This window comes from Amycolatopsis sp. cg5 (genome assembly GCF_041346955.1).
Classification (GTDB): domain Bacteria; phylum Actinomycetota; class Actinomycetes; order Mycobacteriales; family Pseudonocardiaceae; genus Amycolatopsis.
The window spans coordinates 7,677,296-7,694,255 of record NZ_CP166849.1; the positions used below are offsets into that span (position 1 = coordinate 7,677,296).

Consider the following 16,960-nt stretch of genomic DNA (forward strand, 5'->3'; position numbering starts at 1 on the left):
CACCCTTTCTACCAAGTCACCGGCAGCCGCTCGATGCACACGTCCATGCCCTCGGCACTCCATTCCAGCTCGGCGAACGGAACCGCCAGCCGGAGACCGGGGATTCCGATGAGCAGGGTGCGCAGCGCGACTTCGAGCTCCATCCGGGCGAGTGCCGCGCCCAGGCAGTGATGGACGCCGTGCCCGAACGCGAGATGCTGGTTGCGCGCGGCGGTCAGGTCGATCACGTCGGGGTCCGCGAACTCGGCCGGGTCGCGGTTGGCCGCCGACCTCGACGCGATGACCGTCTCGCCGCGTTTGATCAGGACGCCGCACACCTCCACATCGGACTGTGCGACGCGGTTGATGCCGACCTCTTCGTCTTGCAGGCGAAGCAATTCCTCCACCAGCTTGGCGAAATCGACCCGCCCCTCGGCCGTGGCGGCCAGCGTCTCGGGGTTCGCGAACAGCCGGAGCAGGCCGTGCGAGATCGCCGAGGCCGTCGTCACATATCCGGCCATCACCAGGCCCATCGCCATCGCGGAGATCTCGATGCGGTCCAGCCCGTCCGGCCCGTGGCTCGCGAGGTCGCTGAGCAGGTCGTCGCCGTCGGGCTTCGCTTCGACCAGGCGGACCGCGAACGCCTGCAGGTCGGCGAACGCGCCGCCGACCTCCTCCGGGCCGTTGCCGGACGGCCGGAGCACGATGTCCGCCCAGCGCCGGAACCCGTGCCGCTCACTGTCCGGGATGCCGAGCAGGTCGGAGATGATCGCGATCGGCAACGGGTAGGCGTAGTCCTCGCAGACGTCCACGCCGGGCCCTTTCGCCAGCATGGCGGCGACGAGCTCACCCGCGATCGACTCCGCACGCACCTTCAGCTCGGCGATCCGGCGCGCGGTGAACGCCTTGGTCACGCTGCGGCGCAGCCGGGTGTGCTCGGGTGGGTCCTTCAGGAACATGAAGCCGGCGGCCAGATTGTCGGAGCTGAGCGTCAGCTCGGTGCCGGGGTACTGCGTGCCGAACTCGGGGTGGTTCAGCAGCGTGCGCACCTCTTGGTAGCGCGTCACCAGCCAGGCGTGCCCGCCGTGCGCCAGCCGCACCTTGTGGATGGGCCCGTCCGCCCGCAGCCCCAGCAGGTCAGGGGATGGTTCGATCGCGGAGTCCCGTTTGAACGGGAAGTCGAGCAGCTGTTCATCCGGCATTTTTCCTCGCTATCACTGGCTTCTCGACGGTGACCGGCAACCGGTCGGGGTAGCGGTCGCCGAACAGGTTCGAACTCCATGGGATGTGCGCCCACGCCAGCGCCAGCTCGAACCCGACGTCGGCGCGGACGATCGCGGCCAGCGCGCACTGCAGCTCCAGCCGGGCGAGATTGGCGCCGAGACAGCGGTGGACGCCGGTCCCGAACGCGATGTGGCGGGCGAGCCCCGCCCGGTGCGGGTCGAACGTCTCCGGCGCGGGGAACACGGTGTCGTCGCGGTTGGCCGCGATCAGCGGCGCCACCACCATCTCGCCCTCCGCGATGGTGACCTCGCCCCACCGCACGTCGGCCGAGGCGAACCTCGGCATCGACTCGCCGTTGTCGCCGGACTGCATCCGCAGCAGCTCTTCGACGAACGACCTCTGGAGTTCGGGCGTGCCCGCCGCGGACCGCAGCGTGTCGAGCCAACCGCCGTTCAGCAGGTGCCGGAACGCGAGCGCGATCGCGTTGGCCGTGCTGACGTACCCCGCGATCGGCAGGCCGAGGATCATCGTGGTCAGCTCGACGTCGGTCAGCGAGCCGGCGTCATCGCCACCGAGCAGATGCGAAATCAGGTCGACGGTCTCGCGCGGCTCACGGCGTCTGGCCGCGATGAGCGAGGTGACGTACTCGTTCAGCCGCTGCCAGCCGGTCGGGTCGAACGCCTCGGCCGACGACACCAGCAGCTGGTCGGCCAGCCGCCGGAACAGCTCCCGGTCGGCGGGCGGCACGCCGACGATCTCGCAGATGGCGTTCATGCTCAGCGGCCTGGCGAACGCCTCCATCAGATCGACCGGCTCGGCCGCCGGTTCGAGCGCGCCGAGCAGGTCGTCGGCCATCGCCTCGATCGCGGGCCGGTACGCCTCGATCCGCCCGAGGGTGAAGTGCCCGGCCACCAGCCCGCGCAGCCGGGTGTGCTCCGGCGGGTCCTGGAAGATGGACTCGTTCGCCTCGCCGCCTGCCGGTGTGACGCGGAAGCGCGCGTCGGCGAGCACGGCGCGGATGTCGCTGTGGCCGGACATCAGCCACAACTCGGTGCCGCCGGGGCTTTTCGTCTTGGCGACAGGGCATGCCGAGCGCAGCGCGTTCCAGTCCTGTTCGAGGTCGGCAGGCCGGAACCGGTCGACCGGTGGTGGCTCGCGCGAAGTCACGATTTTCCTTCCGTAGCAAGGGTGAGCATGAGTTTCGACGGGCCGCGCACGAGCATCCCGTCCTTCCAGGCCGCGTCCGGCCCGTCGGCGAAGCGCAGTTCGGGCACAGCCGTGATCAACACGTCCAGCGCCACCTGCAGTTCGAGCCGGGCGAGCGGCGCGCCGAGGCAGAAGTGCGCGCCCATGCCGAATCCGAAGTGCGGATTGGGACTGCGGGCGAAGTCGAGCCGGTCCGGGTCCGCGAACACCGCGGGATCCCGGTTCGCGATGACCGTGGCGGCGACCACCGGCGCGTCCGCGGGAATGGTGACTCCACTGAGGACGACCGGTTCGAGCGTGTACCGCGGCGACGCGCCGTTCGCCTCCATGGGCACGTACCGCATGAGTTCCTCGACCGCGGTCGGCACGAGGTCCGGCCGCGCCACCAGCTGCTTCAGCCTGGCCGGATCTTCCAGCAGCACGTAGAGGAAGTTGGGCAGCTGGGTCGACGTGGTCTCGTAACCCGCCACGAGGATGGTCATCACGAGCATGACCAGCTCGTCGTCCGACGCCTCCCCCACGGACAGCATCGCCGAGATCAGGTCGTCCTTCGGAGCGGCACGCCGCTCGCCGATCAACGCGGCCACGTAGTCCCACATCCGGCCGGTCGCGGCCCAGCGGTCGTCTTCGGAGATCGCGGTCGTCGCCAGGCCCGCCTCGGCCCAGCCCCGGAAGTGCACGTGGTCCTCGTACGGGACGCCGAGCAGCTCGCAGATCATCTTCAGGGTGAACGGGATCGCGAAATCCTCCACCCCGTCGAACTCGCCGCCTGCCCGCGCGTCCGTGATGAGCCCGGTCGCGATGGCCGTCGCCCGGTCGCGGAGCTTCGCGACCACGCGCGGGGTGAACACGTGGCGGCACAGCGACCGCAGCCGGGTGTGCTCCGGCGGGTCCATCGCGACGAGCCCGCCGCTGAAGTTCTCGGCGGTCACCCGTGGCACGTCCCGTTCCAGGGTGACCGCACGTGAGAACCGCGCGTCGGTGAACACCGCGCGCACGTCCGCGTGCCGGGTGACCAGCCAAGCCGTCTGCCCGAACGGGAATTCGACCTGGCAGACCGGGTCTTCCTGTTGCAGCCTGCGATATTCGGGCTCCAGATCGAGCCGGGGCGTCCGCGGGAACGGGAAGGAAAGGGGCATCTTCTCAACTCTCACTTCTCGGCCAGCGCGTTCTCGACCACGACCACCTCGGCGCCTCGGCCTGGCAGCAGCATCGGCCCCTTCGGCGTCACCCGCTCGGCGTCCACTGTGGACGGATTGAGCCGGACGTGCCGCAGGATGGCGCTGATGATCGTCCGCATCTCGACCATCGCGAGCGAGGCGCCGAGGCACCGGTGCGCGCCGCCGCCGAACGGCCGGAAATGCGCGGCGGGCGGCTCAGCCGGAAAGAACCTGCCGACCGAATAGCGGTCGGGGTTCGCGTGCAGGTCCGGCGACAAGTGCAGCAATCCCAGCGAAACCGCGAACATCGTGCCAGCCGGGAACACGTGACCGCCGGATTCCCACCGCGCGGTGCCGACCCTGCCGATGTCCATTGTGGTCGGCCGGATCCGCACGGCCTCGTGGATCGCGGCTTCGAGGAAGGCCCAGTTCCCCTCGGCCACCTCGGCCTCGATCCGCTCGAACTCGCGAGGCGCGCGCAGCACCCGTTCGAAGAACCACGCGAGCTGGGTCGCGGTCGTCTCCTGGCCGACCGCGAGCAAGGTGACCAGGTGATCACGCAGCTCGCGGGCGCTGAGCTCGAACTTTTCGTCGCGCAGCAGGATCGAGAGCAGGTCGCGGCCCTCGGTGGGCGCGGCACGGCGGTCGGCGATTTCGGCGAGGATGATCTCGTCCACCGCGCGCAGGACCGACTGGAGCTTCGCCCACGGCCCGAATCCGCCGAACGACCGGCGCAGCCAGGGCAGCACGATGATCGCCGGATTGATGTCGAGCAGCTTCGGCACCAGTTCACGCAACCGGTGCAGCCTGGTCGAGTCGCTGATCCCGAACACCGCGCGGATCATCACCTCGAGCGTCACCCGCTGGAAGACTTCGAGCAGCCGCACGGTCGAACCCGGCTGCCACGCCCTGATCTCCTGCTCGACGATCGTCTCCATCAGGTCGACGTATTCGCCGACATTGCTGCCGTGCAACGGTTGCATGAGCAGCCTGCGCCGCTCGGCGTGCGTGGCGCCGCCGGACAGCAGCAGTGAATGCTCGCCGACGACGAACTTGATCGACTTGTTCGCGACGGCCGCGTCGAACATGCCGTCCTCGTCGCGGAGGATCTTGTGGATCAGCTCCGGCGTGCAGACGTACACGGTGTCGCCGAACCCGACGATGCGCATGGTGAACAGCGGGCCGTACCTGGCCAGGCAGGCCTTGCCGAACCGCACCGGCGCCACCGCCCACAACACGGTCTGGACGACGGCGGGCAGCCGGGGACCCGGCGGCAGGCCGCCGCGCTTCGAGCGGCTCACCGGCCCACGCTGGTCAGCCAGCGGCCCAGTGCCCGCAGCGCGAAGGTGTGCGCGATGAGGTCGTCGGTGTAGCACAGGTCGTCGAAGTACAGCCCGACCACACTCGGCTTCCAGGTGCCGCGGTCGTCCTGGTGCTTCGTCAGCCACTCGACGGCACGCAGCACCGCCGGGCTCTCCGGGCTTTCGCCGCCCTTGAGCAGCGCGAACAACGCCCAGGCCGTCTCCTCCGCCGTGCTGCCCCCCGGCGGCAGCTCATGGCGCAACGGCCAGCCGCCGTCGGCCGCCTGGTTGTCCAGCAACCACTTCCTGGCCGCGTTCGCCACCGGGTCGCTGCCCGCGCGCAGGTCGACGAACACCTCCAGCAGCCGGCAGGTCCCGTGCACGTTGTCGCGGAACCAGATCGACTCGATGGACCCGTCCTTCGCCTGCGTCTTGCGCAGGTAGTCCCGGCCTCGGGCGATCGGCGACCCCGCCGTCGCCGGTTCGCCGAGCCGGTGCAGCGCCATCAGGACGTGCGCGGTGACGCCGGGGCACGACCGGTCGTTCATGATCGGCGAATCACGCACCCACTCCGACCAGGAACCGTCGCGGTTCTGCTGGTTCTCCAGCCAGGCCACGCCGAGGCGGATCGCGGGATGCGTGCGCGGCACACCGAGGTCGGCCAGCACACCGAGCACGACGGCGGTGTCTTCGGACTCTGGCCAGCCGGACGGCAGCGCCCAGCCCCAGCCGCCCGCGGGCAGCCCGAGCGGCGTGAACGGCTTGTTCCACTGGGTGTTCAGCAGGAACTCCCTGGTCTTCTCCAGCGACGGCGCGTTCGCCACGTCCTGGAACTCGCTGAGCGCCATGACCGAGTACGCGGTCACGGAGATCTCCAGGTCGCGGTCGATGGCCCAGGAACCGTCCTCCCGCTGCGTCTGCAGCAGGTACCGCAGCGAACCGAGCTGCAGATCGGTGCCGACCCCGGCCTCGCGCAGTCCCAGGTAGACGAACCCGGCGATCATCGGGCATTCCTCGATGCCGCCGTTCGTGCCGGACACCTCACGCAGCCAGCGCAACGCGAGCGGCTCCGCGATCCGGCCGAGAATCTTGCGCAGCAGCCCGCGATCCATGGTCCGGCTCTGCATGATCCCGAGCCCGAGAATCGCGGGCAGCGCGATCGAGACCTTGTTACGCAGTGACGGCGGGAGAAGCATGATCTCGACCGGCTGATCCGGCTGCTCCTGGAAGTCGCGCAGGCCGACGAGTCCCCAGATGGTCGGCAGCGCGGCCGGCCACGTTTTCGGGGCGTCGCCACGCAATCCGGGGATGACGTTCATGCCGTCGTTCTCGTCGAGGAAGGTCCAGCCGCGCGCGATGGCGGACTTCGACGCCTCAGGATCGACCTCGTGCAGCGCGGCGATGCCGAACGCCGTCATGCCCTGACTGCTCGGCGCCTCCGCGTCGGCCATGCTCCAGCCGCCGTCGTCACGCTGGTGCTCGCGGAGCCAGCGGATGCCCGAGGCGATGCGCGACGCGTAGGCCTCGGGATCGGCGCGGGACAGCGAAAGCACGCCGAGCGCGGTCGCGATGGTGGACGAGGACAGGCGGTCGACCCAGGAGCCGTCTTCCCGCTGCCGGTCATCGAGATGCTCGATGGCGCGCTCGGCCGCCTTTTCCGCCTGGGTACGCAGCTGCTCGATATCCACTCGCGCCGTCCTCCACGATCCGGGGAAATGTCCTGTCCGATCCAGCTCAACGGCGCACGGCGAGAATACGATAGGTATTTCCGCCGTCGCCGCGGGAAACGATCTGATGCAGTACCAAGTCGGCCAGCCAGGCGAGCGCCGTCACCGGGGCGGCGAGCACCATGGCGGCGCGCCGCAGAATTCGGTCGGTCAACCGAATCGGCCGCTGAATCCACGGCCAGTGCGCGGGCGGCGGGAGATAGTGACTCAATGCGGTCGTCACCGCCGCCATATTGTCGACCGCGCTGCTCGCTGTGCCCAGTTCGACGCGAAGCACTTCGAATCCGCGGTCTTCCAGAAGCCGGCAGACATTACGCCACGGCATCAGGTGCACATGCTGCGGCGCCAGCCAGCCGAACCAGAACTTCCCGTAGAACCGGGCGTACCAGCTTTCCGGATTGGGCAGTTCGATCAGCAGCATCCCGTCTTTGGCGAGCACCTTCTCCGCGGCGGCGATCTCGTCCTTCGGTGAAAGCGTGTGTTCCAGGTAATGCGCCATGCTGACGACGTCGAACTTCTCCTGATGCTCGTCCGCGAAGGCCTGGAACGGCCTGTCGTACGCCGTGTCGATCCAGCCTCGCTCGTGCGCGCGCTGGATCTCCTCGCTCTGGTCCAGCCCCGAAAAGTGCGTGTCAGGCAGGATTTTCTTCGCCTCATGGCAGAAGTGCCCATGCCCGCCGCCCACGTCGAGCCAGCTGGCGGGCAGCGCGAGACCGTCGAGCATGCGGACGCGCGCCCGGTAGCCCTTCCGGTTGTACGCGAACACCGAATCCCAGGTCTGACTGCCGACGCCGTCGTAGAAGTCACGGTAATAGAAAGCCAGTCCCGTTTCGGTGAGACACGGATTCTGGAAAAGGTGACCACACGCGGAACATTCGTGCATCTCGAAGGTTCCCGGCTTGAGCTGGTTCATGTCCGAGAGCCGGATACGGAAGCCGATATCAGGTGAACCACACCACGGGCAAGAGTCTCGGACCTGCTCGAAGAAATGCGGCCGTCCGGCTCGGAACTGCGCCAGATAGTCCGCCTTGCCGGTCGACGGCTTGTCGCGTTTTTCCCGCATGATCGTCACCCCCGTTGTTCCGGCCTGATGGTAGCCGCGTCATGTGCCGGGTTCGAGTGAGGAAACTCCACAGTCGAACAAGGCCGAGTGCGCCGAAGCGCTATTGCCCGGTTCTACCGCACAACCGCCGAATCGGCCATGCCGCTCGCTTTCCTTGTTCACCGGCAGTGAAACGGGCAACATATCCGTCACTCAATTCACGCGATGATCGTTAGCGAGGTACGTCATGCGTCGCATCCGAACCGACGTCGGCCACGAGGCGTGGCAAGCCACTTCCTACGCGGAAGTCCGCGCGCTGCTCACCGACGACCGGCTCGGCCGCTCACACCGTGACCCGGAAAACGCCGCCAGGACCGGTGATTCCGCGCTGCTCGGCGGGCCGCACGGCGACTTCGACACCGAACGCGAGGACCACGCGCGGATGCGCCGCCTGCTCCGGCCGTTCTTCGCGCCGAAACGCATGCGGGAACTCCAGCCCAGGGTCGAGGAGCTGACCACGCAGGTGCTCGACCGGTTCGCCGAGCGGACCGGGCCTGCCGATCTTCACGCCGAGGTCGCGGTGTCGCTGCCGCTGCAGGTGATCTGCGAGCTGCTCGGCGCCTCGTACGCGGACCGCGAGGAGATCCGGACGTGGACGCTCGCCGCCGTCGACCCGGCGGACCGGGACCTCTCGATGGCGGGCATCGTCGAGCTCCACCAGTACAGCCTGCGGCTCACCGCCCGCAAGCGCCGCGAACCCGGCGACGACGTGATCTCCCAGCTGTGCGCGGAAGAAGGTCTCTCCGACGAGGAGATCGCGGGCTACGCGACCCTGCTGCTGTTCGCCGGGCAGGAGACCGCCGTCGTCCAGATCGGCCTCGGCGTGCTGCGCCTGCTGACCCATCCCGGCGAGTGGCGGTCCCTGCTCGATCGGCCCGACCTGATCGTGCCCATGGTGGACGAGCTGCTGCGGCTCTCCGGTGAGGCCAGCAACCGCGGCCTGCCCCGCTACGCCAGGACCGACCTGGTGGTCGGCGGGGAGACCATCCGGGCCGGTGACCTGGTCCTGCTGGACCTGGGCTCGGCCAATCACGACCCGGATGTCTTCCCGTCCCCCGACCGGTGCGACCCGGCACGCGCGGGCAATCACCTGCTGTTCGGCCACGGCGGCAGCTTCTGCCTCGGCGCCCCGCTGGCCCGGATGGAGCTGCGAGCCCTGTTCGGCCAGCTCGTCCCCCGCTTCCCGGAGATGCGCCTCGCCGTGCCCGTCGGCGAGCTGGACTTCCGCCCCGACGTGCTCACCGAGTGCCTGACGGCGCTCCCGGTGACCTGGTGAGCACGGTCAGGCCGAGGTCTCGCGGCGCCGCCTGAGCTGGGCCGCGAAGTCCTCCCAGACCTGAGCGCAGTTCCCCGCGAGATCGGCGACCAGGTCGGTCCGGTGCGGCGGCACGCTGTCGGCCAGTTCGCGCAGCTGGCCCATCCGCGCCAGGTGGAGATCGAGCAACCGCAGCAGCAGCCTGCCGTTCTCGGTGAAGCGAAGCGACGGGTCGTTGCGCAGGTTCGACACGGCCGCCGTCAGGTCGATGTCGGGCTCCCGCTTCTGCTCACCACCCGACGGCTTGGCCCGCCGCTTGCCGACCGGCCGCCGCCCCTCCCGTAGCCGTGGCGGCACCGGATCCTCGCCGCGGCCCAGCCGGTCACGCACGTCGTGCGCGGTGCTCAGCGCGATCCCCGCGCGCTTCGCGAGCTCCCGCAAGGTGATGCCGGGATTCTCCTCGAGCAGCCTCGCCGCCCTGATCCGTCCTTCGGACTGATCGAGCGGGCGGACCTTGCCGTCCCGGCCGATCCGCGAGCGCAATTCCGGGACACCGGCGGAAATCCGGGTCCGGATGACGCCCGCCGTCTTGGGCGAGATCCCGGCCACCGCCGCGATCGCCCGGTCGGACCAGTGCGCGTGGGACCGCAGGATCCGCTCGGCCGCCACCGCGCGATCCGCCGTGGTGAGTGGCAGGCCATGACTGACGTTCTCCTTGACGGCGAGCACGAACGCCTCGTCGTCACCGCCTTCGAAGAACCTGACCGGTATCGTCTCCGCGCCGCTCAGCACGGCCGCGCGCAGCCGGTGCATGCCGTCGATCACCCGCATGCTCTGGCGGTGCACCAGAATCGGCGGCAGTGGTGTGTCGATTTCGGCGAGAATGCGGACGTGCTCGATGTCTTCGCCGCCCAGGCGCGGGGAATCGGCGTCCAATATGGATTCCACGGCCACCGTGACGACCGCGGACTCGGATGTTTCGGCAGTGCTCACGACAAGAACCCCCAGGAACTTGAAGTCGCGTGACAGGAAGAGTGCCCGGTATTCCGGCAGCCGCGAGAGCGCAGCATGCCGCGGAGCGAACCAGCGGGTTCGCTCTCCCATACCGGCGAGGCCCCAGACCAACGCCACCAGATGTGACGGTACCGATGAGCATCGTAGCCGCCGTCCTCGTTTCGTCCTCGGCCGAACCATCTCGCGGTAAGATCGACTTACACGGCTTACGTCACTGGGGAGTGATTTCTTGTTGTTCGGCGTGCTCGGCCAGCTCGAAGTCCGGCAGGACGGTCGTCCGATCGGGTGCGGTGGCCCGAAGCAGCAGAAGGTGCTCGCCGCGCTCCTGCTCGGCTTCGGCGAATCGGTGCCGATAGCGCGACTGGTCGACGCCGTGTGGGAGACGAGCCCGCCCGCGACGGCCGTCAAGCAGGTACGCAATGCGATTTCGGACCTGCGGCGGGCATTGCCGCGGACCGGGCCGCCGATCGAGGCTGTCACCGGTGGCTATCGGATCAACGCCGAAAACCACCTGGATGCCTTGGTATTCACTCGAAAGCTGGAAAGCGCACGACGAAATCTTGCCGACTGGAAAGAATTGGAAGCACTTTCGGATTTGGCATCCGCGCTCGCGCTCTGGCGAGGACCGGTACTCGCCGGTCTCGATTGCCCCGCGTTGAGCCCGCAAACCACAAAACTGACCGAACTGCGGCTCGCCGCGTTCGAAGACTGGGTCGAACTCGGATTGACCCGGGGAAATCACCGTTCCCTTGTCGGCGAGCTGTCGAAATGGGCGCAGGAGTATCCACTGCGCGAGCGGCTGGCCGCCCAGCTCATCCTGGCGCTGTACCGCTCAGGGGAGCATGCGGAGGCGTCCGCCGCCTTTCAGCGGCTCGCGGACCGGCTCGGCACCGACCTCGGCGTCGCACCGGGCGACGAGGTGCGAGAGCTGCACGAGCGGATCAAGGCCAAGGACAAGGATCTCGCCGCGCCGCGCGGGTTCACGCCGCGATCCGGCCTGCCCCGCGACACGAGTTCCTTCATCGGCAGGGAAGCCGAACTCGCGAAGCTGACCGCGATCCCCGCCGGAGCGGTCTGGGCGATCAACGGCATGGCGGGGGCGGGCAAGACCGCGCTCGCGATCCACGCGGCACACCGGCTGTCCGACCGTTTTCCCGACGCCAGGCTCTTTATCGACCTGCGCGCCCACACCCCGGGCCACGAGCCGCTGACGTCGATGTCAGCGCTGGAAAAGCTGCTGCGGGCGCTCGGCGAGGACCGGCTGCCCGGCGAACTCGACGAGCGCGCCGCGCTCTGGCGCGCGCGGCTTGAGAACCGGCGCGCGCTGATCGTGCTGGACAACGCCATGGACACCCGTCAGATCGCGCCGCTGCTGCCCGGCTCGCCCGGCTGCCTGACGCTCGTCACCAGCAGGCTTCGCCTCGTCGACCTCGACGCGGCCGCGGTCGAACTCGGCATGCTGCCGCCCGAGGACGCCCGCGCGCTGTTCCGCCAGGCGGTCGGCGACGACCGTCCGCTCGACGAGCCCGCGGCCACCGTCGAGGTGCTCGAACTCTGCGGCTACCTGCCGCTCGCCGTCCGGCTGGCGGGATCGCGGCTGCGGCACCGGCAGGCGTGGACCGTGTCGTACCTCGCGCAGCGGCTGCGGGCGCGACGTCCTCTCGACGAGCTTCGTGCCGACGACATCAGCGTCACGACCGCGTTCAAGCTGTCCTACGACCGCCTCGCGCCCGCTCACAAGTCACTGTTTCGCTTGCTGGGCAACGAATCCGGCGAGGACATCGAGCCGCACACCGCGGGCGCGCTCATCGAACAGCCGCCGGGGCGGGCCGAGACCATGCTCGAGAACCTGGTGGACGCCCACCTGCTCCAGCAGTCGGTGCCCGGCCGCTATCACTTCCACGACCTGCTGCGGTCCTACGCCGCCGGGTTGTTCCGCGACTTCAACCTCGGGATGACCGAGACGAGGATCGCGATCACCAAACCGCAGCCGAACACCCAGAACACGGCCGGATTGTCGAACAAGGTGACCGAAACGGCGCCGAACGCGAGCAGCCCCGCCCAGAAGTAGATGAGCAGCACCGCGCGGCGCTGGGAGTGGCCGATCTCGAGCAGCCGGTGGTGCAGGTGCATCTTGTCCGCCGCGAACGGGCTCTCCCCGCGCCGCGTGCGCCTGATGACGGCCATGATCAGGTCCAGCATCGGGACGAACAGCACGGCCGCGACCACGACCAGCGGCGAGAGCAGCGCGAGCGCGTCCGAGGCGCCGAACTGGGTGTAGCTGACCCGGCCGGACGCCGACGTGGTGGCGGCCGCCAGCATCAGCCCGATCATCATCGAGCCGGAGTCGCCCATGAAGATCTTCGCGGGCTGGAAGTTGTACGGCAGGAAGCCGAGGCACGCGCCGGCGAGCGTCGCGGCGATCAGCGCGGGCGGGTAGGCCTCGACCGCGTTGCCGGAGCTGCCGAGCAGGCCGAGCGAGAACGCGCAGGTCGCGGCGGCGGCGATGAAGCCGAGGCCGCTCGCGAGCCCGTCGAGGCCGTCGACGAAGTTCATCGCGTTGACCATGACCACGACCATGATGACCGTCAGCAGCGCGCCCTGGGTCTGGTTGAGGACGATCACGGAGCCGAGCGAGTCGGCGCCGCCGCCCCACGGCACCCAGAACTGCACCCACTGCAGGCCGAAGATGACCAGGATGCCCGCGCACATGACCTGGCCCGCGAGCTTGGTCCAGGCGTCGAGCTCGAACCGGTCGTCGAGCGCGCCGATCAGCACGATCACGCCGGCGGCGAGCAGCACGCCGACCGAGTCGTACGAGAACTCGAAGCCGCGCCGCAGCACCGGCAGCTGGTGCGCGAGCGCCATCCCGCCGAGCACGCCGAGGTAGATGCCGACACCGCCCATCCGCGGGATCGGCGTGACGTGCACGTCACGGGCCCGCGGGTTAGCGATGGCGCCGACCTTGATGGCGAGCCGCCGGACGACGCCCGTCAGCAGGAAGGTCACCACCGTGGCGGTGAGTGCGGCCAGCAGGTACTCCCTGATGGGGAGGCCTTCGTTCATGCCAGCGATTCCGCCGGGATCCCGAGCACCTCGGCGACGGCGGCCTTGCTGACCGCCCCTTCGCGCAGCACGACAGGGTCACCACCGGTCAGATCGACCATGGTCGAGGGCACCGGCTCACCGGACGAGCCGCCGTCGAGGTACACCGAGACGGAGTCGCCGAGCTGCTCCTGCGCCTCCTCGACGGTCGACGCGGGCGGCTGACCGGAGACGTTGGCGCTGGACACGGCCATCGGGCCGACGTCACGCAGCAGTTCGAGCGCGACCGGGTGCAGCGGCATCCGCAGCATCACCGTGCCCCGCGACTGCCCCAGGTCCCACTGCAGGCTCGGCGCGTGCGGCAGCACGATCGACAGGTCACCCGGCCAGAACGCCTCGATCAGCGCGCGCGCCTGCGGCGGCACCCCGAGCACCAGACCGTCTATTGTGGACCAGGAGCCGACCAGCACGCCGACGGGCATGTCGGGGCCGCGGTTCTTGGCCCGCAGCAGCGATTGCACCGCGCCGCCGTCGAACGCGTCGGCGCCGATCCCGTACACGGTGTCGGTCGGCAGGACGACCAGGCGGCTTGACCGCACCGCGCCCGCCGCCGCCGCCAAGCCGTCGGCCCGTGATTCCCGGCGGCTGCAGTCGTAAACCGAGCTCATGCCGGGAGCCTATCCCCGTCGCGAACCCACGATGAAGCGGGCTTTGGGTCCGCAAGCCAGGACCGGGATAAAGCCCGCTTTACTCCCCGGAGTAAAGCGGGCTTTATCCCCATAGCCGATCGCCAGGGGCTTGTCCAGACGCCCACGCGAATCCGTGGATAACCGGAGGGGGTGTGGACAACCAGGGCCACCGGCCCGTTTTCGGGGCGGCCGCGCCGGAGTGCCGGGTGACGATGCGGTGGTGAACGAACGACAACCTCACCGCGGCCTGTTCCGCGGTTCCGAAGCGATCGGCGAGGAGATGCTGACCTGGCGGCAGCTGTCCAGCGGGCTCTACCGCCGAGTGCTGCACAACGTGTACATGCCGTCCTGCGATCAGCTCGACTACGTCACCAAATGCCACGCCGCCGCGCTCATCGCGCCGCCACACGCGGTGCTGACCGGCCGATCGGCCGCCGCCATCCGAGGGCTCGACCTCGCCGTCACGACCGATCCGGTGGAGTTCGTCGTGGCCGAGGCCGACCGGTTCGGCCCGGTCCGCGAGTTCCGCATCAGGCGTACGACGCTCACCGCCGGTGACTACGAACCTTGGCAAGGCATCAGGCTCGCCACACCGAAACGGCTCGCGCTCGACCTGCTGCTCAGGCACACCCCACGGACCCAGTCGCGATCGAGGTGCCTGCGGACGGCGGTCTCGGACCTCGACTGCGCGCTGCGGGCCGGGCTCGTCAGCGAAGACCAGGTGGCCGCGACCCTGTGGGGCCGCCGGGACCGGGGCATCGCTCTCGCGCGCGAGGCGTTCGAGTTGCGTGACGCCCGCGCGGAGTCACGACCGGAGTCCGAGTACCGGGTGATCCTCACGCTGGCCGGGCTGCCGCCAGAGCCCCAATTCGTGGTCAGGTGCCCGGACGGCTTCGAGGCCCGGCTCGATCTCGGCTATCCGGAGCACCTCATCGCGGTCGAGTACGACGGCGAATGGCACAACGACGAGGACCAGCCCGCGAAAGACCTGGCCCGTCGTGAGCGTTTACGCGCACTGGGCTGGCGAGTGCTCGTCTACCGGGCCAGGGACCTGCGTGACACCCCGGACCAGGTGGTCGCCGACGTGCGCGCCCTCATGGGATAAAGCCCGCTTTACTCCCGGGGATAAAGCGGGCTTTATCCCCGGGAGTAAAGCCCGCTTTATCGCGGGTTTTCAGTCCTGGACTCGCCTCGCGGTGACGTAGCGGGGCCTGCCGGTGAGGTCGAGGTGGCCTTCGACGTCGGTGAGCACCCTGCGTGCCCGTACGAGCGCCGGTACGGCCGCGCCGTGGGTGTCGTCGTGTTCGATGGCCAGGCCACCGCCAGGGCGCAGCAGGCGGGCCGAAACGGCCAACGCGTGCCGGATGGCCGCCAAGCCGCTCTCGGCCGCGAAGACGGCGCGCGCCGGGTCGTAGTCGGAGACCTCCGGCGGGACCGGGGTGCCCTCGGGGACGTAGGGCGGGTTGCACAGAACGAGGTCGACGAGGCCGTCGAGTTCGGCGAAGAGGGTGCTGTCGGCGATGTCGCCGGAGTAGAGCCGGATCGGGGTGTCGCCCTCGGCGGCGCGCGCGTCGGCGTTGTGGCGGGCCCAGGCGAGTGCCTGCGAGTCGATGTCGACGGCGTAGACGACCGCGTCCGGCACCGCGTGCGCGACCGCGAGCGCCAGCGCGCCCGAGCCGGTGCACAGGTCGACGACGACCGGGAATTCCCTGCCGCGCAACAGTTTCAGGCCCCATTCGAGCAGTAGCTCGGTCTCGGGTCTCGGGATGAAGACGCCGGCGCCGACGTCGACGGTGATGTGCCCCAGCGCGGCCCAGCCGGTCAGGTGCTGCAACGGCACCCGCTTCGCGCGCTGCGCGACGAGCTGGCCGATCGCGTCGACGACCGGCGGGTCGACCAGCGGGATCATCGGCAGGCGGCTGCGCTCCACGCCGAGCACGTGCGCGGCGAGCAGTTCGGCGTCGAAGCGAGGAGACGACACACCGGCTTCCTCCAGGATCCTGGTCGCCTCGATGATCGCCAGGCGCAAGGGCTGCCGCTTCACTGTCCGCCTCTCGATTACGGGTCCGTCGATGTCCAGAGTATCGATCTCGGCGGCGAAACTGCGGTAATGGGGTCGTGAGTGGTATTGCCGGTTAGAACCGGCAATACCACTCACGACTAGCCCGCGTGGGAGGCGAGACGCTCTTCGCGGTCCGCCGTGACCAAGGCGTCGAGCACGCCGTCGAGGTCGCCGTCGAGCACCTGGTCGAGGTTGTACGCCTTGTAGTTGACGCGGTGGTCGGCGATGCGGTTCTCGGCGAAGTTGTACGTGCGGATGCGCTCGGAGCGGTCGACCGTGCGGACCTGCGAACGGCGGGCGTCCGAGGCCTTCGCGGCGGCCTCTTCCTCGGCGATGGCCTGCAGGCGGGCCTGCAGCACCAGCAGCGCGCGGGCGCGGTTCTGGATCTGGGACTTCTCGTTCTGGCAGGACACGACGATGCCGGTCGGGAGGTGGGTGATCCGGACCGCGGAGTCGGTCGTGTTGACGCTCTGGCCGCCGGGGCCCGACGAGCGGAACACGTCGATGCGCAGGTCGTTGGGGTCGATCTCGACCTCGACGTCCTCGGGCTCCGGGTAGATCAGCACGCCGGACGCGGACGTGTGGATGCGGCCCTGCGACTCGGTCGCCGGCACGCGCTGAACGCGGTGCACGCCGCCCTCGAACTTCAGGCGGGACCAGACGCCGTCGACGGCCGCGGCCTTGCTCTTGATCGAGACCGTGACGTCCTTGAAGCCGCCCAGGTCGGAGTCGGTCGAGTCGAGCACCTCGGCCTTCCAGCCGTGCCGCTCGGCGTAGCGCAGGTACATGCGCAGCAGGTCGCCGGCGAACAGCGCCGACTCCTCACCGCCTTCACCGGACTTGATCTCCATGACGACGTCGGAGCCGTCGTACGGGTCGCGCGGCAGCAGCAGCTCGGTGAGCTTGGTCTCCAGCGCGGGGATGCGCGCGGCGATCTCCTCGGCCTCGGCGGCGAAGGTGGCGTCCTCGGCGGCGAACTCCTTGGCCGCGGCGAGGTCCTCGCGCGCCGTTTCGAGCTCGCCGACGGCCTTGACGATCGGGCTCAGCTCGGCGTAGCGGCGGCCCAGCTTGCGCGCGCGGCCCTGGTCGGCGTGCACGCCCGGGTCGGCGAGTTGTTTCTCCAGGTCAGCGTGCTCTTCGAGCAGACCCTTGAGCGAAGTCGAATCCACCCTTTGTCACCTTTCTCACTGGACACC

13 protein-coding genes and 1 pseudogene are annotated in these 16,960 nt (G+C 69.3%); 3 read left to right on the forward strand and 11 right to left on the reverse strand.

Features of this window, described 5'->3' with window-relative positions; genetic code table 11:
- Positions 1 to 8: 8 nt before the first annotated feature.
- From AB5J62_RS34675 to AB5J62_RS34700, 6 genes are read right to left on the reverse strand one after another with little or no spacing between them, the layout of a single operon-like run.
- Positions 9 to 1,181, reverse strand: a complete 1,173-nt coding sequence (locus AB5J62_RS34675; RefSeq protein ID WP_370944221.1) for a cytochrome P450 — start codon at positions 1,179 to 1,181, stop codon at positions 9 to 11.
- On the reverse strand, positions 1,171 to 2,370 hold the full coding sequence (locus tag AB5J62_RS34680) for a cytochrome P450 (RefSeq protein WP_370944222.1): 1,200 nt from the start codon (positions 2,368 to 2,370) through the stop codon (positions 1,171 to 1,173). The genes AB5J62_RS34675 and AB5J62_RS34680 overlap by 11 nt, the downstream gene beginning before the upstream one ends.
- The gene (locus AB5J62_RS34685) at positions 2,367 to 3,548 is read right to left on the reverse strand and encodes a cytochrome P450 (RefSeq protein ID WP_370944223.1); all 1,182 of its coding nucleotides are present in this window, start codon (positions 3,546 to 3,548) and stop codon (positions 2,367 to 2,369) included. The genes AB5J62_RS34680 and AB5J62_RS34685 overlap by 4 nt, the downstream gene beginning before the upstream one ends.
- A gap of 11 nt (positions 3,549 to 3,559) precedes the next feature.
- Entirely contained in the window at positions 3,560 to 4,870 is a 1,311-nt protein-coding gene (locus tag AB5J62_RS34690; protein WP_370944224.1) for a cytochrome P450, read from the reverse strand.
- On the reverse strand, positions 4,867 to 6,558 hold the full coding sequence (locus tag AB5J62_RS34695) for a prenyltransferase/squalene oxidase repeat-containing protein (protein WP_370944225.1): 1,692 nt from the start codon (positions 6,556 to 6,558) through the stop codon (positions 4,867 to 4,869). Before AB5J62_RS34695 ends, AB5J62_RS34690 begins: the two co-directional genes overlap by 4 nt.
- Positions 6,559 to 6,604: 46 nt before the next feature.
- The gene (locus AB5J62_RS34700; RefSeq protein WP_370950413.1) at positions 6,605 to 7,660 is read right to left on the reverse strand and encodes a class I SAM-dependent methyltransferase; all 1,056 of its coding nucleotides are present in this window, start codon (positions 7,658 to 7,660) and stop codon (positions 6,605 to 6,607) included.
- Positions 7,661 to 7,886: 226 nt separating this feature from the next.
- Between AB5J62_RS34700 and AB5J62_RS34705 the strand changes: the two genes are divergently transcribed.
- Positions 7,887 to 8,975 carry a cytochrome P450 gene (locus AB5J62_RS34705; protein WP_370944226.1) on the forward strand — a complete coding sequence of 363 codons (1,089 nt, stop codon included), beginning with the start codon at positions 7,887 to 7,889 and terminating at the stop codon, positions 8,973 to 8,975.
- Positions 8,976 to 8,981: 6 nt separating this feature from the next.
- On the opposite strand, the gene AB5J62_RS34710 is transcribed toward AB5J62_RS34705, so the two are convergent.
- The gene (locus AB5J62_RS34710) at positions 8,982 to 9,947 is read right to left on the reverse strand and encodes a ParB N-terminal domain-containing protein (RefSeq protein WP_370944227.1); all 966 of its coding nucleotides are present in this window, start codon (positions 9,945 to 9,947) and stop codon (positions 8,982 to 8,984) included.
- 394 nt (positions 9,948 to 10,341) lie between these two features.
- On the opposite strand from AB5J62_RS34710, the pseudogene AB5J62_RS34715 reads away from it, so the two are divergent.
- Positions 10,342 to 11,574: pseudogene (locus AB5J62_RS34715) on the forward strand (BTAD domain-containing putative transcriptional regulator); the annotation flags it as partial.
- A gap of 311 nt (positions 11,575 to 11,885) precedes the next feature.
- On the opposite strand, the gene AB5J62_RS34720 reads toward AB5J62_RS34715, so the two are convergent.
- Positions 11,886 to 13,034 (reverse strand): glycosyltransferase family 4 protein, encoded by a 1,149-nt coding sequence (locus AB5J62_RS34720; protein ID WP_370944228.1) that lies wholly within the window; start codon positions 13,032 to 13,034, stop codon positions 11,886 to 11,888.
- Positions 13,031 to 13,681 carry an L-threonylcarbamoyladenylate synthase gene (locus AB5J62_RS34725; RefSeq protein ID WP_370944229.1) on the reverse strand — a complete coding sequence of 217 codons (651 nt, stop codon included), beginning with the start codon at positions 13,679 to 13,681 and terminating at the stop codon, positions 13,031 to 13,033. Before AB5J62_RS34725 ends, AB5J62_RS34720 begins: the two co-directional genes overlap by 4 nt.
- Positions 13,682 to 13,922: 241 nt before the next feature.
- Here AB5J62_RS34725 and AB5J62_RS34730 point away from each other — a divergent pair, with 241 nt between their 5' ends.
- Complete coding sequence (locus AB5J62_RS34730; protein ID WP_370944230.1) at positions 13,923 to 14,807, forward strand: endonuclease domain-containing protein; 885 nt, start codon at positions 13,923 to 13,925, stop codon at positions 14,805 to 14,807.
- Between the two features lie 69 nt (positions 14,808 to 14,876).
- Here AB5J62_RS34730 and prmC read toward each other — a convergent pair whose 3' ends face one another.
- Together prmC and prfA are read right to left on the reverse strand one after the other, a co-directional pair.
- Complete coding sequence (gene prmC / locus AB5J62_RS34735; protein ID WP_370944231.1) at positions 14,877 to 15,746, reverse strand: peptide chain release factor N(5)-glutamine methyltransferase; 870 nt, start codon at positions 15,744 to 15,746, stop codon at positions 14,877 to 14,879.
- Between the two features lie 116 nt (positions 15,747 to 15,862).
- Positions 15,863 to 16,933 carry a peptide chain release factor 1 gene (prfA, locus tag AB5J62_RS34740; RefSeq protein WP_370944232.1) on the reverse strand — a complete coding sequence of 357 codons (1,071 nt, stop codon included), beginning with the start codon at positions 16,931 to 16,933 and terminating at the stop codon, positions 15,863 to 15,865.
- Between the last annotated feature and the right edge of the window lie 27 nt (positions 16,934 to 16,960).